This is a genomic window from Streptomyces sp. NPDC058459 (assembly GCF_042721685.1).
In the GTDB taxonomy this organism is placed as follows: Bacteria; Actinomycetota; Actinomycetes; order Streptomycetales; family Streptomycetaceae; genus Streptomyces.
Genome location: NZ_JBHXLV010000052.1, coordinates 20,083 through 35,136, shown reverse-complemented (window position 1 = coordinate 35,136; position 15,054 = coordinate 20,083). Strand labels below are relative to the sequence as shown.

At 70.0% G+C, this 15,054-nt stretch carries 11 protein-coding genes; 3 read left to right on the top strand and 8 right to left on the bottom strand.

Annotated elements, in window-relative coordinates:
- Positions 1-24 precede the first annotated feature (24 nt).
- Positions 25-1,791, bottom strand: coding sequence for a proteasome ATPase (gene arc / locus ACFWN1_RS13020; protein ID WP_384360599.1), 1,767 nt, complete (start codon positions 1,789-1,791; stop codon positions 25-27).
- Positions 1,792-2,256: 465 nt separating this feature from the next.
- Here arc and ACFWN1_RS13015 point away from each other — a divergent pair, with 465 nt between their 5' ends.
- Positions 2,257-2,559 carry a ferredoxin gene (locus ACFWN1_RS13015; protein ID WP_384360597.1) on the top strand — a complete coding sequence of 101 codons (303 nt, stop codon included), beginning with the start codon at positions 2,257-2,259 and terminating at the stop codon, positions 2,557-2,559.
- 91 nt (positions 2,560-2,650) lie between these two features.
- Here ACFWN1_RS13015 and ACFWN1_RS13010 read toward each other — a convergent pair whose 3' ends face one another.
- From ACFWN1_RS13010 to ACFWN1_RS13000, 3 genes are all read right to left on the bottom strand, one after another.
- Complete coding sequence (locus ACFWN1_RS13010) at positions 2,651-3,229, bottom strand: hypothetical protein (protein WP_384360595.1); 579 nt, start codon at positions 3,227-3,229, stop codon at positions 2,651-2,653.
- Between the two features lie 207 nt (positions 3,230-3,436).
- A complete protein-coding gene (locus ACFWN1_RS13005; protein WP_384360593.1) occupies positions 3,437-4,339 on the bottom strand; it encodes a tRNA (adenine-N1)-methyltransferase in 903 nt (300 codons plus the stop codon).
- A gap of 53 nt (positions 4,340-4,392) precedes the next feature.
- Positions 4,393-5,784 carry a site-2 protease family protein gene (locus ACFWN1_RS13000; protein WP_384360591.1) on the bottom strand — a complete coding sequence of 464 codons (1,392 nt, stop codon included), beginning with the start codon at positions 5,782-5,784 and terminating at the stop codon, positions 4,393-4,395.
- 165 nt (positions 5,785-5,949) lie between these two features.
- Here ACFWN1_RS13000 and ACFWN1_RS12995 point away from each other — a divergent pair, with 165 nt between their 5' ends.
- Together ACFWN1_RS12995 and ACFWN1_RS12990 are read left to right on the top strand one after the other, a co-directional pair.
- Positions 5,950-6,879, top strand: a complete 930-nt coding sequence (locus ACFWN1_RS12995) for a RecB family exonuclease (RefSeq protein WP_384360589.1) — start codon at positions 5,950-5,952, stop codon at positions 6,877-6,879.
- A gap of 15 nt (positions 6,880-6,894) precedes the next feature.
- Positions 6,895-7,566 carry a response regulator gene (locus tag ACFWN1_RS12990; RefSeq protein ID WP_384360587.1) on the top strand — a complete coding sequence of 224 codons (672 nt, stop codon included), beginning with the start codon at positions 6,895-6,897 and terminating at the stop codon, positions 7,564-7,566.
- 58 nt (positions 7,567-7,624) lie between these two features.
- Here ACFWN1_RS12990 and ACFWN1_RS12985 read toward each other — a convergent pair whose 3' ends face one another.
- The 4 genes from ACFWN1_RS12985 to metH all read right to left on the bottom strand — a co-directional run bounded on the left by ACFWN1_RS12985 (position 7,625) and on the right by metH (position 14,924).
- A complete protein-coding gene (locus ACFWN1_RS12985; RefSeq protein ID WP_384360585.1) occupies positions 7,625-8,482 on the bottom strand; it encodes an ABC transporter substrate-binding protein in 858 nt (285 codons plus the stop codon).
- A gap of 44 nt (positions 8,483-8,526) precedes the next feature.
- Positions 8,527-10,131 carry an ABC transporter substrate-binding protein gene (locus tag ACFWN1_RS12980; protein ID WP_384360583.1) on the bottom strand — a complete coding sequence of 535 codons (1,605 nt, stop codon included), beginning with the start codon at positions 10,129-10,131 and terminating at the stop codon, positions 8,527-8,529.
- Between the two features lie 433 nt (positions 10,132-10,564).
- Positions 10,565-11,266, bottom strand: coding sequence for an HAD family hydrolase (locus ACFWN1_RS12975; protein ID WP_384360581.1), 702 nt, complete (start codon positions 11,264-11,266; stop codon positions 10,565-10,567).
- A 139-nt stretch (positions 11,267-11,405) separates the two neighbouring features.
- Positions 11,406-14,924 carry a methionine synthase gene (gene metH, locus ACFWN1_RS12970; protein ID WP_384360579.1) on the bottom strand — a complete coding sequence of 1,173 codons (3,519 nt, stop codon included), beginning with the start codon at positions 14,922-14,924 and terminating at the stop codon, positions 11,406-11,408.
- Positions 14,925-15,054 lie beyond the last annotated feature (130 nt).

The window sequence follows — 15,054 nt, the reverse complement described above, 5'->3', positions numbered from 1 at the left end:
GGGCATCCGCAGCCGCTCGGTCTTTTACAGGTACTGACCGGTGTTCGCCACCGTGTCGATGGACCGTCCGGTGTCCGCGCCCTGCTTTCCGGTGATGAGGGTGCGGATGTAGACGATCCGCTCGCCCTTCTTTCCGGAGATGCGGGCCCAGTCGTCGGGGTTGGTGGTGTTGGGCAGGTCCTCGTTCTCCTTGAACTCGTCCACGCAGGCCTGGAGGAGGTGGGAGACGCGGAGGCCCTTCTGGCTCTTGTCGAGGAAGTCCTTGATCGCCATTTTCTTGGCGCGGCCCACGATGTTCTCGATCATGGCGCCGGAGTTGAAGTCCTTGAAGTAGAGGACTTCCTTGTCGCCGTTGGCGTAGGTGACTTCCAGGAAGCGGTTCTCCTCGGTTTCGGCGTACATCTGCTCGACCGCCGTCTGGATCATGCTCTGGACGGTGATCTCCTTGTCGCCGCCGTGCTCGCCGAGGTCGTCGGAGTGCAGGGGGAGGCGCTCGGTGAGGTACTTGCCGAAGATGTCCTTGGCCGCTTCGGCGTCCGGACGCTCGATCTTGATCTTCACGTCGAGCCGGCCGGGCCGCAGGATGGCGGGGTCGATCATGTCCTCGCGGTTGGAGGCGCCGATGACGACCACGTTCTGCAGGCCCTCGACGCCGTCGATCTCGGCGAGGAGCTGGGGGACGATGGTGTTCTCCACGTCTGAGCTGACGCCGGAGCCGCGGGTGCGGAAGAGGGATTCCATCTCGTCGAAGAAGACGATGACGGGGGTGCCCTCGCTGGCCTTCTCGCGGGCACGCTGGAAGACGAGGCGGATCTGCCGCTCGGTCTCGCCGACGTACTTGTTGAGCAGTTCGGGGCCCTTGATGTTGAGGAAGAAGCTCTTGCCCGTTGCCTGCCCGGTCACTTCGGCGACCTTCTTGGCGAGCGAGTTGGCGACGGCCTTGGCGATCAGGGTCTTACCGCATCCAGGGGGGCCGTAGAGGAGGACGCCCTTGGGCGGGCGCAGCTCGTGCTCCTTGAAGAGGTCGGGGTAGAGGTAAGGGAGTTCGACGGCGTCACGGATGGCCTCGATCTGGCCGCCGAGTCCGCCGATCTGTTCGTAGCCGATGTCGGGGACCTCTTCGAGGACGAGTTCCTCGACCTCGCTCTTGGGGACGACTTCGTAGACGTAGCCGGAGCGGGGTTCCAGGAGGAGGGCGTCGCCTGGGCGGATGGTGATGCCCCGGAGCGGTTCGGCGAGCCGGACCACGCGTTCCTCGTCGGTGTGTCCCAGTACCAGGGCGCGTTCGCCGTCCTCGAGGATCTCCTTGAGGGTGACGATGTCGCCGACGCTCTCGTACTCCATGGCCTCGACCACGTTGAGCGCCTCGTTGAGCATGACTTCCTGGCCGCGCCTGAGGGTGTCGAGTTCGACGCTCGGGCTGACGTTGACGCGGAGCTTGCGGCCGCCGGTGAAGATGTCGGCGGTGCCGTCCTCGTTGGCCTGCAGGAAGGCTCCGAAGCCGGCCGGCGGCTGGGCGAGCCGGTCGACTTCCTCCTTGAGGGCCACGATCTGGTCGCGGGCCTCGCGGAGTGTGTTGGCCAGGCGCTCGTTCTGCGCGGAGACGCCGGCCAGGTTGGTCTGAAGCTCGACGATCCGCTCCTCGAGAATCCTCGTGTGCCGCGGAGAGTCGGCGAGCTTGCGGCGCAGGACGGCGATCTCCTGCTCAAGATAGGCGATCTGCCCGGCAGGGTCGTCGGACCCTCTTCCCGAGCGGATGCCGCGGTTGATGTCGTCGTCGTGGGCTGCCACGGTCCTCACCTCCTCCAAGGGGAGCTGGACGCTTCCAGACCCTACCTGGGTGGGTGTCGATTGAAACCCCTAGATCACAAAGACTGTCAAGGTGTGTCGTCGGTCACCCGGTGCGCTCCCTCTCGCACGGAGGGGATACCCACTGAACGTGATGCGGAAGCCGCTTGTTCCGGGTCGGCCGGTGTCAAGACCCTTCAGGAGTGGCCGGAGTTGTCCTTCGTGGGGTGGTGGGGCGGTTCCGGGGCGGGGTGGCGGGGGGTGTGCGGGTTCGTGGGGTCATCACGCTGAGCGACGGTGGGGGCTTCCGGTGTCCCGTGCGGGGTGGTGTCCGGGGCGGCCGGATGTCGTGGTTGTGGAGGAACCCCTCAGCCGGGCGCACACGGCGGGAAAGCGGGCGGCGGAGGTAGGGTCGTGGTGTCCGACAGCCGCCGGGCGCATCAGCCCGGCGAATCCAGGTCAGGAGAGATGAGCGTGCAGCAGGAGGCCCCGGACGGCGAGGCGCTGGAGGTCTGGATCGACCAGGACCTGTGTACCGGTGACGGGATCTGCGCCCAGTACGCGCCGGAGGTGTTCGAGCTGGACATCGACGGGCTGGCCTATGTGAAGAGCGCCGGCGACGAGCTGCTCCAGGACGTGGGCGCGACGACGCCGGTGCCGCTGCCGCTGCTCACGGACGTGGTGGACTCGGCGAAGGAGTGTCCGGGGGCGTGCATCCACGTGCGTCGCGTTTCGGACAGGGTCGAGGTGTTCGGGCCCGAGGCGGACTGAGGTCCGCCCGGTACGGGTTCGGTGAGGACGCGCGCGCGCCGGCATGCGCGCGTCTGGTGTTTTCCGGGGTCGGGGCCCGGGTCGGACGGGGTCAGACGCCTCGGGTGTCGGCGGGGGTGGAGCGCAGGAAGGCGTGGCCGTTCCATCGCCAGGAGGCGGGTTTCCTGACGTCGGGGCAGCAGCTTGGTATGTCGTCGGTGGAGTAGCCGAGCAGAGTGGCCGTCACGGTGCGGGCGCTCAGGCCGAGGTCGGTGACGGTGATGCGGTCGGCGGGGCGGACGAGGGTGGCGACGACGCGGGGCTTGCCGGTGGTGGCGTCGCGGGTGAGGACGTAGAGGGCGTCGGGCGGGGTGCCCATGGGGGCGTCGCAGTGGACGGCGGCGACGGTCTCGGGTCTGCCGTCGCCGTCGAGGTCGCCGTGGGCCTGGTGGGCGACGACGGCTTCGACGGGGCCGCAGTCCAGGGGGAAGGCGACGCCGTCGGTGCCGGGCGGGGTGGTGGCGGTGGGCGCGGGCCTGGCCTCGGTGGCGGTGGGCTGGGCCGCGGTGGCCGGGCCGGGCTGCACGAGGGAGGACAGTGCGATCACGCCGGCGACCGCGGTGGCCGTGGCGACCCAGTGGATGGGCCGGGTGTCCGTGCGGGCGAGCTCCGGGACGGCGGATTGCTGCACTAGGAGGGTCTCCTGTGGGGCTGTGCCGGTGATGGGGTGGCCAGCATGGTGTCACACGTCACGGTGGGTGGGAACGGCGGGGCGGGTGCGGATCTCCCGGCGGCCCGGCGTGCCGGGTGGGGTCAAGGCGAGGGCGCCGTTACCGAGTTCCCGGGTCGGCGGGGAACTGGGGCACGGCGCCCTCGTGCGGTGCGGGGTGGGTGCGGGTCAGCGGCCCGCGCCGCCGTCGGCGTTGGGTCCGGCGTAGTCGTCGCCGTAGGCGCCCTTGGCGGGGCGGCGGCGGCGCATGGGGGGCTCGACGCCGTCGGCGAGGCGGCGGGCGGTGAGGAGGAAGCCGGTGTGGCCGATCATGCGGTGATCGGGGCGGACGGCGAGACCCTCGATGTGCCAGTTGCGGATCATGGTCTCCCAGGCGGTCGGCTCGTTGAAGCAGCCGATCTCGCGGATGGACTCGATGGTCCGGGCGAGCTGGGTGGTGGTGGCGACGTAGGCGCAGAGGATGCCGCCGGGGACGAGGGCCTTGGAGACGGCCTCGAGGCATTCCCAGGGGGCGAGCATGTCGAGGATGACGCGGTCGACGTCGGTGTCGGACAGGTTGTCCTGGAGGTCGCCCACGGTGAGCTGCCAGGCGGGGTGTTCGCCGCCGAAGTAGCGCTCGACGTTCTGCTGGGCGATCTCGGCGAAGTCCTCGCGGCGCTCGTAGGAGTGCAGCATGCCCTGGTCGCCGATGGCGCGCAGCAGGAAGCTGCTGAGGGAGCCGGAGCCCACGCCCGCTTCGACGACGCGGGCGCCGGGGAAGATGTCGGCGAAGGCCAGGATCTGCCCCGCGTCCTTGGGGTAGACCACGGCGGCGCCGCGGGGCATGGACAGGACGTAGTCGGGGAGCAGGGGGCGCAGCGCGAGGTAGGCGACGTTGCCGGTGGTGCGGACAACGCTGCCCTCGGGGGCGCCGATCAGTTCGTCGTGCGGGAAGGAGCCCTTGTGGGTGTGGAAGTTCTTCCCGGCTTCGAGCGTGAACGTGTAGTGGCGGCCCTTGGGGTCGGTCAGCTGAACCTGGTCCCCGACCTTGAAGGGCCCGCGCCTGCGGGCGGCACCGGTCGGTTCGGACATGTGACCAGCCTACCGGCAGGAGAGGGGGACGCCGACCACGGTCCCGGGCGCCCCTAGCTCGGCCTGGCCATGGCCTTCACGAAGGCCCGCTCGACGTCCGCCGCCGACAGGACCCCGTAGATCTCGCCGGTGTGCTCGATCACCAGGTACTCGGTGGCGGGGGTGGCGCGGAGGGTGTCGAGCAGTTCCTCGCCGGAGAGTTCCGCGGAGACGCGCATGCCGTCGGTGAGGTCCTGGGCGAGTTCGCTGACGGCGACCCAGGGGCGGCGGTGTTCGGGGACGCCGACGATGGCGGCTTCGCGGACGAGGGAAAGGGGGGTGCCGTCGGCGTCGACGACGACGAGGGCGCGGGCTCCGGCGGCGTTCGCGCGGCGCAGGCCTTCGGAGAGGGGGGTGCCGCTCTGGACGGGGACGGCGCGGCGGGTGAGGGTGCGGGCGCGGAGGTCGGGGAGGTGTTCGCGCAGGCGGGCCATGCGGAGGCTGTTTCCGGCGCCGGTCCAGATGATGGCGGCGAGGATGGCGGCGAGCAGGGCGTCGGTGACGGTGTCCATGCCGCTGACGTCCTGGTCGCCGCCGAGGGTGCCGGACTGGTTGAGCAGGGGCAGGCCGATGAGGACGGAGACGGCGAGGGCGCGGCCTACCCAGGCGGCGGCGACGGTGCCGGTCATGGGTCTGCCGGTGATCTTCCAGACGACGGCACGGAGCATGCGGCCGCCGTCGAGGGGGAGGCCGGGCAGGAGGTTGAAGATCGCGACGATGAGGTTGGAGATCATCAGGCCGGCGAGGAGGACGCCGGGGACGGTGCCGGGCTGTACGGGTTTGAGGGCGAGGTAGAAGAGTCCGGCGAGGACGAGGGAGAGGAGGGGTCCGACGAAGGCGAGGACGAATTCGCGGCCCGGTGTCTCGGCTTCCTTCTCGATCTCGGAGACGCCGCCGAAGAACTGGAGCTGGATGCGGCGGACGGGGAGTTCGAAGCGGAGGGCCGCGAGGGTGTGGGCGAGTTCGTGGACGAGTACGGAGGCGTAGAAGGCGACCGCGAAGAAGAGGGAGACGAGGTAGCGCAGGGCGCCGAGTTCGGGCAGGACGCGGTCGAGCTGGCCGCCGAAGACCCAGGTGATGAGGGCGGCGACGAGGAACCAGCTGGGGGCGACGTAGACGGGTACGCCGAAGGGGCGGCCCATGAGGATGCCGCCGCCGGGTTCCCTGGGGCGCTCGGGGGGCGGGTCGGTGCGGGCGATGCCGGCGTGGGCGAGGGAGCGGTCGTGCTCGGTCCGGTCGGTGTCGCCGGGTTCGGGCCGGCCGGGACCGGCGTCGTCATGCTCGGGGCGGGACTCGAGTCCGGATTCGGGGCCGGGTTCCGGGTTCGGGGCCGGAGGTACTGGGGGGTGCTCGGCCGGGTGGTTCTCGTCCGGCCGCGGCTGCCCGTTCCCGCCGCTCACGTCCACGGTGTCCCCTTGTTCGAAGCGTCTTCCGCGCGTGGCCGGGCGGAAGGGTCTCGGGTCGATGGTATGCGGCCGGGGTGACACGGTCCGCTCCGGCACCCTGGTGTTCCGGGGGCGGGAGGTGCGCGGCTGGGTCGCTGTCGGTGCCGGGCCGTATGGTCTTGGGTCATGGAGAGCAGCGGTGAGGACAGGGGCCCTGAGGGTGTCCGGGGTGGTGAGGGCGGCGCGGAGGGTGTCACGCGGGCCGCCGTGGCGCCTTCGTCGCTGTCTCCGTCGCGGGCGAGTGATTTCATGCGGTGTCCGTTGCTGTACCGGTTCCGGGTGATCGACCGGCTGCCGGAGAGGCCGAGTGAGGCGGCGACGCGGGGCACGCTGGTGCACGCGGTGCTTGAGCGGTTGTTCGACGCGCCGGCGGCGGAGCGTACGGCGCCGCGCGCGAAGTCGTTGATCCCGGCGCAGTGGGACCGGTTGCGGGAGAGCCGTCCGGAGGTCTCGGAGCTGTTCGAGGGTGATCCGGAGGGTGAGCGGCTGGCGCGCTGGCTGGGTGAGGCGGAGCTGCTGGTGGAGCGCTGGTTCGCGCTGGAGGACCCGACGCGGCTGGAGCCGGCGGAGCGTGAGCTGTTCGTGGAGACGGAGCTGGATTCGGGGCTGCGGCTGCGCGGGATCATCGACCGGGTGGATGTGGCGCCCACGGGTGAGGTGCGGATCGTCGACTACAAGACGGGCAAGGCGCCGCGGCCGGAGTACGCGGAGGACGCGCTGTTCCAGATGAAGTTCTACGCGCTGGTGGTGTGGCGGCTGAAGCGGGTGGTGCCGAGGAGGCTGCAGCTGGTGTATCTCGGCAGCGGGGATGTGCTGACCTACGACCCGGTGCCGGCGGATCTGGAGCGGGTGGAGCGGAAGCTGCTGGCGTTGTGGGCGGCGATCCGGGAGGCGACGGAGTCGGGGGTGTGGCGGCCGCGGCCGACGAAGCTGTGCGGCTGGTGCGATCACCGTGCGGTGTGTCCGGAGTTCGGGGGTACTCCCCCGCCGTATCCGCTCGCCGTGAGGGCGGCGGAGTCCGGTGCGGAGGATGCGGGCAGAATGGGGCCGGTCTAGCGAAGGAGTTCTCACGTGGCCATCCGCGTCCTTTTGGTCGACGACCAGCCGCTGTTGCGTACCGGGTTCCGGATGATCCTGGAGGCGGAGGCGGGTATCGCGGTCGTCGGTGAGGCAGGTGACGGTCTGCAGGCGCTCGACCAGGTGCGCGCGCTGCAGCCGGATGTCGTGCTGATGGACATCCGTATGCCCCGGATGGACGGGGTGGAGGCGACCCGGCAGATCACGGGTCCGGAGCGGGACGGTCCGGCGAAGGTGCTGGTGCTGACGACGTTCGATCTGGACGAGTACGTGGTGGAGGCGCTCAGGGCGGGGGCGAGCGGTTTCCTGCTGAAGGACGCTCCGGCGGACGAGCTGGTGCAGGCGATCCGGGTGGTGGCCGCGGGTGAGGCGATGCTGGCGCCGAGCATCACGCGCCGGCTGCTGGACAAGTACGCGACGCATCTGCCGTCGGGTGAGGAGCCGGCGCCGAGCACGCTGCACACGCTGACGGACCGTGAGGTGGAGGTGCTGAAGCTGGTGGCGCGCGGGTTGTCGAACGCGGAGATCGCGGCGGATCTGTTCGTGAGCGAGACGACGGTGAAGACGCATGTGGGGCATGTGCTGACGAAGCTGGGCCTCAGGGACCGGGTGCAGGCCGCGGTGTACGCGTACGAGAGTGGTCTGGTGCGGCCGGGCGCGCAGTGAGAACGGCAGAGGGCGCCTCTTCCGGTGGAAGGGGCGCCCTCTGTGTGCCGGGGCGGGGTCAGCTCTTGCTGAGTTCCCAGAAGCGGAACACGGTGGAGGCGTCGAGGCAGTTCTCGAGGCCGTAGACCCCGTCGCGGGCGACGGCGTACTGCTTGGCCTGCCAGACGGGGAGCAGGGGCAGCTGGTCGGCGACGATGTCCTGGAGCTGGGCGAAGTCCTTGTCGGTGGCGGCGCGGTCGCTCTGGGCGGCGGTGGCCGGGAGCAGAGTGCCGGTGAGGCGCTTGTTGGCGTAGCCGTTGGACAGGACGTTGTCCTTGCCGAAGAAGGGGGCGGTGAAGTTGTCGGCGTCCGGGTAGTCGGGGACCCAGCCCTTGACGTAGACGCCGTACTTGCCGGCGGCGATGTCCTTCTCGTACTGGCCGAAGTCGACGGACTTGACGCCGGCGTCGAAGAGGCCGCTGGCGTTCAGCTGGTCGGCTACGGCGCGCAGTTCGGCGTCGGTGGCGGGGCCGTAGCGGGCGGGGGTGGACCAGAGGGTCAGCTCGACCTTGCCGGTGATGCCGTCGCCGCTGAGGGCCTTGGCGGCCTTGGCCTTGGAGGGGCGGGCGCCGTAGGTGTCGATGAAGACGGTGGCCCGCGCGTCCGCGAACGCGCAGGACTTCGCCAGCTCCGGTTCCGGCTGGGTGCCGCTGTTGGGGAAGCTGAGGAGCGACTGGAAGACATTGTCGAACAGCAGCCAGGAGCCGGGGTCGTAGCCGGAAGCCGGATCGGTGGCGAGGACGTCGTCGGACATTCCCATCACCACGGCCCGGCCGGTGCCCTTGGCATCGTCGGTCCCGGAGCCGCAGCCGGTCAACAGGCCGCAGGCCAACCCCACCACCACGGGCAGGACCGGCCACTGGTCGCGCATGTTCACAGCAGTGCCTTGTCGTCGGGTCGCGGCCCCGGGTACGGGAGACGTCAGCCGCTCACACCACGGCCGAGCTCCCACAGCTGGAGCGTCGAGGAGGAGTTCAGGGCGTACGAGGTGCCCGTGATGTCGTCCCGCGCGGCGACGTACTGCTTGCCCTGCCACAGGGGCAGCACGGGGACGTCCTCGGCGACGGTGTCCTGGATGTCGGTGAGGCTCTTGGCGGCGTCGAGCCGGTCCGCCTCGCGGCGGGACTCGGGGATCAGCGTCCGCTGGATCCTGGTGTTGGAGTAAGGCGAACCGAGGAAGTTGTTCTTGTCGAGGAACGGCGCCACGAAGCTGTCGGCGTCCGGGAAGTCGGGGAACCAGCCCATGCCGTAGACGTCGTACTGGCCCTTCTGCTCCGCGGGGCGGAAGGTGGCCCAGGGGTGGCCCTGGATGCGCACGTCGAAGAGACCGCTGGCGTTGAGCTGCTTGCGCAGGATCTCGAACTCCTGCTTGGTGGCGGAGCCGTAGTGGTCGGTGGTGTAGTGCAGGGTCAGCTTGACCGGGGTGGTGACGCCGGCCTTGGCGAGCAGCACCTTGGCCTTGCCGGGGCTGGGGTCGCCGTACTTGTTGAAGAACGAGTTGGAGTGGCCGGTCAGGGTGGCGGGCACCAGGGAGTACAGGGGCTCGGCCTGGGTGCCGTAGACCTTGGAGACCAGTTCGCCGCGGTTGATGATCTGGGCCATCGCCTGGCGGACGGCCTTGTCCTTCACGGTCGGCGCCGTGGTGTTGAAGGCCAGGTAGCGGATCTCGAGGCCCGGCATGTCGATCAGTTCGGCGTTGCTGTCCGAGCCGCCGTCGAGCTTCTGGATCTGGCTGGGCGACATGGTGCGGCTCATGACGTCGATGTCGCCGCGGTCGATCGCCGTGGTCATGGCGTCGGCGTCGTCGAAGGAACGGATCTCCACCTTGTCGTTGTTCAGCACGACGTTCCCCTTGTACGAGGGGTTCTTGGTGAACACGCCGGAGACCATCGCGTCGCCCTTGACCTCGGCCTTGAAGGTGTACGGGCCGGAGCCGTCGACCTCGAAGCCGTCGCGCAGCTTGTCCTTGGCGTACGACTTGGGGCTGATGATGCCCGCGACCGGGGTGGACAGCTTGAAGGGGAAGGTGGCGTCGGCCGTCTTCAGATGGAAGATGACCTCGCGGTCGCCCTGCGTCTCCACGGTGTCGATGGTGTTCAGCAGGGACGCGACACCGCTGTCCGCCTGGAGCTTCATCGCACGGTCGATGGAGTACTTCACATCGGCGGCGGTCACGGACTCGCCGGAGGCGAACTTCAGGCCGCTGCGCAGCTTGCAGGCGTAGCGCTCGTTGCCGGTGTCGGTGAAGCCGCAGCTCTCGGCGGCCTCCGGGACGGGGCTGCCCTCGCCCTTGGGCTGGGTCATCAGGGTCTGCACGGTCTGGCGCAGGATGTTCCAGGTGCCGACGTCGTAGGCGTAGGCGGGGTCGAGGGGCGCGGGGGCGTCGCTCGTCGCCGTGAACCGGTCCGTGGTGCCGACGACGATGGGGTCGCCTTTGCCGGCCCCGCTGTCGGTTCCGCCGCACGCGGCGAGCACCGGCGTGAGCAGGCCGGCCACTGCCGGGAGCACCAGAGTCTTGCGGTTCATGCGGGGCCTTCTCCAGAGCTTCGATTCCGTGAACCCGGCAGGCGGAGGTGGCGCGGCGGAGGATCACGGGGTTGGTGCGATGTTGTCGCGTCGACATTAGTCCGCGCCCGCAGAACGGCTCACGGCCGCCCGAGTTGAGGGCTCATCACGCAGTGAGACCGGGTGTGGACGCACCGAAAAACCGTCAGCGGCAGGTTTCGTACAACGGTTCATCAATCAGGACACAAGGACCCGACGGTCCCGCGCGGGGCGCGGTTTTCTGCATATACGGGCAGTCCTGTCGAGACCACCGGGAGTGGTGAACGTCACAGTGTCAACTGCGGTCCGACATAACGGAATTCGGCCGGCCCGGCGGCGCCGGATTCCTTCCGGGGGCGCCGTTCGCGGGAATTGCGCCCCTGGTCACCATTGTTTTCGCACGCTGGGTGAACGCCTAGTGCGTGAGCGTCATCAGCCCGCGCAGAAAAGACAGGTCGACCTGTTCCAGCGAGGGTACGACGGTGCGCCGTTCGGCGGGGACGATCGGCGCGATGGAGGGGACGGCGACCACGTGGCAGCCGGCCGCCTCGGCCGCGGCGACTCCGGTGGCGGTGTCCTCGATGACGGCACACCGGGCCGGGTCGGCGCCGAGTCCCGCGGCGGCCAGCAGGTAGGGGTCGGGGTGGGGCTTGGTGCGGGACACCTCGTCGCCGCCGATGGAGAGACGGAAGTGGTGCGGGCCCAGCGCGGTCAGCACGCGGTCGATGATGCGCCGGTGGGAGGCGGAGACCAGGGCGGTCGGGATGTCGTGCTCGTGGAGTTCGGCGAGCAGCCGGGCGGCGCCGGGCATCAGCGGGAGGTGGCTGCCGATACGGGCCTCGAAGCCGTCGTTGAGGAGGACGGAGAGTTCGGCGAGGGTGATGGCGGCGCCGGTGGCCTCGATGAGGAAACCGGCGCTGCGGGTCATCGGGCCGCCGACGACGACATGCCGCCAGGACTCGTCGAGGGTGTGCCCGAGGGCGGCGAAGACCTCGACCTCGACGTCCCACCAGAAGCCCTCGGTGTCCACCAGGGTGCCGTCCATGTCGAGGAGGACCGCTTGAAGGGCGGAGCCCTCGGCCGTACGGGTTCCGAGCGCGGGGACCGTGCTGGTCATCCGGGCGCACCTCCTTGAGGGACGATCAGGCCGGTTCCCGGAAGGGGAACCGGCCTGCGGTGGACCGACCAGCATACGTCGCCCGCGCCCGGAACGCCTGTCGTGCGCGCGTGTCTCTTGATCGGCCTGGTCAGGGCGATCAGCGGGCGTTGAAGTACTTCGCCTCGGGGTGGTGGATGACGATGGCGTCGGTGGACTGCTCGGGGTGGAGCTGGAACTCCTCGGAGAGGTGGACGCCGATCCGCTCGGGCCGGAGCAGGTCGGCGATCTTGGCGCGGTCCTCCAGGTTGGGGCAGGCGCCGTAGCCGAGGGAGAAGCGGGCACCCCGGTACTTCAGGGCGAACATGTCCTCGATGTCGGCGGGGTCCTCCCCGGCGAAGCCGAGTTCGGCGCGGACCCGGGCGTGCCAGTACTCGGCGAGCGCTTCGGCCAACTGGACGGAGAGACCGTGCAGTTCGAGGTAGTCGCGGTAGGCGTTGGCCTCGAAGAGCTTGGCGGTCTCCTCGCCGATGCGGGAGCCGACGGTGACGACCTGGAGGCCGACCACGTCCCGCTCGCCGGACTCCTCAGGGCGGAAGTAGTCGGCGAGGCAGAGCCGGCGGCCCCGGCGCTGGCGGGGGAAGGTGAAGCGGGTGCGTTCGTTGCCGTCCTCGTCCAGGATGATCAGGTCGTCGTCCTTGGAGACGCAGGGGAAGTAGCCGTGGACGACGGCGGCCTCCAGCAGGTTCTCGGTCTGGAGGCGGTCCAGCAGGCCGCGCAGCCGGGGGCGGCCCTCGGTCTCGGCGAGTTCCTCGTAGGTGGGGCCGTCGCCCGTGCGGGCCTGCTTCAGCCCCCACTGGCCCTTGAAGAGGGCGCCCTCGTCGAGCCAGGAGGCGTACTCCTTGAGCTGGATGCCCTTGACGACGCGGGTGCCCCAGAAGGGCGGGGCGGGCACCGGGTTGTCGGTGCGCACGTCGGAGCGCACGTGGCCCTCCTGCGCGGGCTCCTCGGGGAGGGCCGCGGCGGGGGTGGCGCGGACCCGGCGCTGCTTGAGTTCGGGGAGCCGGGCGCCGGGCCGGCCGCGCTTGACGCCGATGAGGGCGTCCATCAGGCGCAGGCCCTCGAAGGCGTCGCGGGCGTAGCGGACCTCGCCCTCGTAGATCTCGTGGAGGTCCTGTTCGACGTAGGCGCGGGTGAGGGCGGCGCCGCCGAGGATGACCGGATAGTCGGCCGCCAGTCCGCGCTGGTTCAGCTCCTCCAGGTTCTCCTTCATGATCACGGTGGACTTGACCAGGAGGCCGGACATGCCGATGACGTCGGCGCGGTGTTCCTCGGCGGCGTCCAGGATCGCGGAGACGGGCTGTTTGATGCCGAGGTTGACCACGTTGTAGCCGTTGTTGGACAGGATGATGTCGACGAGGTTCTTGCCGATGTCGTGGACGTCGCCGCGCACGGTGGCCAGCACGATGGTGCCCTTGCCCTCGGCGTCGGACTTCTCCATGTGCGGTTCGAGGTGCGCGACCGCCGTCTTCATGACCTCGGCGGACTGCAGCACGAACGGCAGCTGCATCTGGCCGGAGCCGAAGAGTTCACCGACGGTCTTCATGCCGTCGAGGAGGGTGTCGTTGACGATGTCGAGGGCGGGGCGGTCCCGCAGGGCGTCGTCGAGGTCGGCTTCGAGGCCGTTGCGCTCGCCGTCGATGATGCGGCGCTTGAGGCGTTCGTCCAGGGGCAGCGCGGCCAGTTCCTCGGCCTTGCCGGCGCGCAGGGACTTGGCGGTGGCGCCCTCGAAGAGCGCCATCAGCTTCTGCAGCGGGTCGTAGCCCTCGGCGCGGCGGTCGTGGATGAGGTCGAGGGCGGTCTTGACCTCCTCCTCGCTGAAGCGGGCGATGGGCAGGATCTTGGAGGCGTGCACGATGGCCGAGTCCAGGCCGGCTCTGACGCATTCGTCGAGGAAGACGGAGTTCAGCAGGATGCGGGCGGCAGGGTTGAGGCCGAAGGAGATGTTGGACAGGCCGAGGGTGGTCTGGACGTCCGGGTGGCGCCGCTTGAGTTCGCGGATGGCGTCGATGGTGGCGGTGCCGTCCTTGCGGGACTCCTCCTGACCGGTACAGATGGTGAAGGTCAGGGTGTCGATGAGGATGTCCTCCTCGCGGATGCCCCAGTTCCCGGTGAGGTCGGCGATGAGCCGTTCGGCGATCTCGACCTTCTTCTCCGGGGTGCGGGCCTGGCCCTCCTCGTCGATGGTGAGCGCGATCAGGGCGGCGCCGTGCTCCTGGGCGAGCCGGGTGACCTTGGCGAAGCGGGAGTCGGGGCCGTCGCCGTCCTCGTAGTTCACCGAGTTGATCACGGCGCGGCCGCCGAGCTTCTCCAGGCCGGCCCGGATGACGTCGACCTCGGTGGAGTCGAGCACGATGGGGAGGGTGGAGGCGGTGGCGAGGCGGCCGGCGAGTTCGGCCATGTCGCTGACGCCGTCGCGGCCGACGTAGTCGACGCACAGGTCGAGCAGGTGCGCGCCCTCGCGGATCTGCTCGCGGGCCAGCTCCACGCAGTCGTCCCAGCGGGCCTCCAGCATGGCCTCGCGGAACTTCTTCGACCCGTTGGCGTTGGTGCGCTCGCCGATGGCGAGGTAGGAGGTGTCCTGGCGGAAGGGCACCGACTGGTAGAGGGAGGCGGCGCCCGCCTCGGGGCGCGGCCGGCGCTCGGCCGGGGTGAGGTCGCGGACCCGCTCGACGACCTGGCGCAGGTGCTCGGGGGTGGTGCCGCAGCAGCCGCCGACCAGGGAGAGGCCGTACTCGTGGACGAAGGTCTCCTGGGCGTCGGCCAGCTCGGGGGCGGTGAGCGGGTAGTGCGCGCCGTCCTTGCCGAGGACGGGGAGGCCGGCGTTGGGCATGCAGGACAGCGGGATGCGGGCGTTGCGGGCGAGGTGGCGCAGGTGCTCGCTCATCTCGGCGGGCCCGGTGGCGCAGTTCAGGCCGATCATGTCGATGCCGAGGGGTTCCAGCGCGGTGAGCGCGGCGCCGATCTCGGAGCCGAGCAGCATGGTGCCGGTGGTCTCGACGGTCACGGAGACGATGAGGGGCAGGTCGATGCCGAGGGCGTCCAGGCCGCGCCGGGCGCCGAGGACGGCCGCCTTGGTCTGCAGCAGGTCCTGGGTGGTCTCGATCAGCAGGGCGTCGGCGCCGCCGGTGACCAGTCCTTCGGCGTTCCGCTGGTAGGCGTCGCGCAGGGTGGTGTAGGGGGCGTGACCGAGGGTGGGCAGCTTGGTGCCGGGGCCCATGGAGCCGAGCACCCAGCGGGGGCGGCCGTCGCGGGCGGTGAAGGCGTCGGCGCTCTCCCGGGCGACGCGGGCGCCCGTCTCGGAGAGTTCGTGTACGCGCTCGGGGATGTCGTACTCGCCGAGCGCGGAGTGGTTGGCGCCGAAGGTGTTGGTCTCGACGCAGTCGACGCCGACCTCGAAGTACGCGTCGTGGACGGAGCGCACGATGTCGGGGCGGGTGAGGTTCAGGATCTCGTTGCAGCCTTCGAGCTGCTGGAAGTCGTCGAGGGTCGGTTCCTGGGCCTGGAGCATGGTGCCCATGGCTCCGTCGGCGACCACCACACGGGTGGCGAGTGCCTGACGGAGCGCGGACGCACGGGTCCGGCTGTCGGCGGAAGGGGACGTCGGCGACGAGGCCATGAAGGGGCTCCCTTGGATGCGACGGCTGTCGGCTATGCGCCTGCCGGGGCGGACCTGGCAAGGGGCACGGCGTCAGCGTAGCCGCACGTGGGCTTGGATGGGGACAGGCGTCCACGACACGGACGCGGAT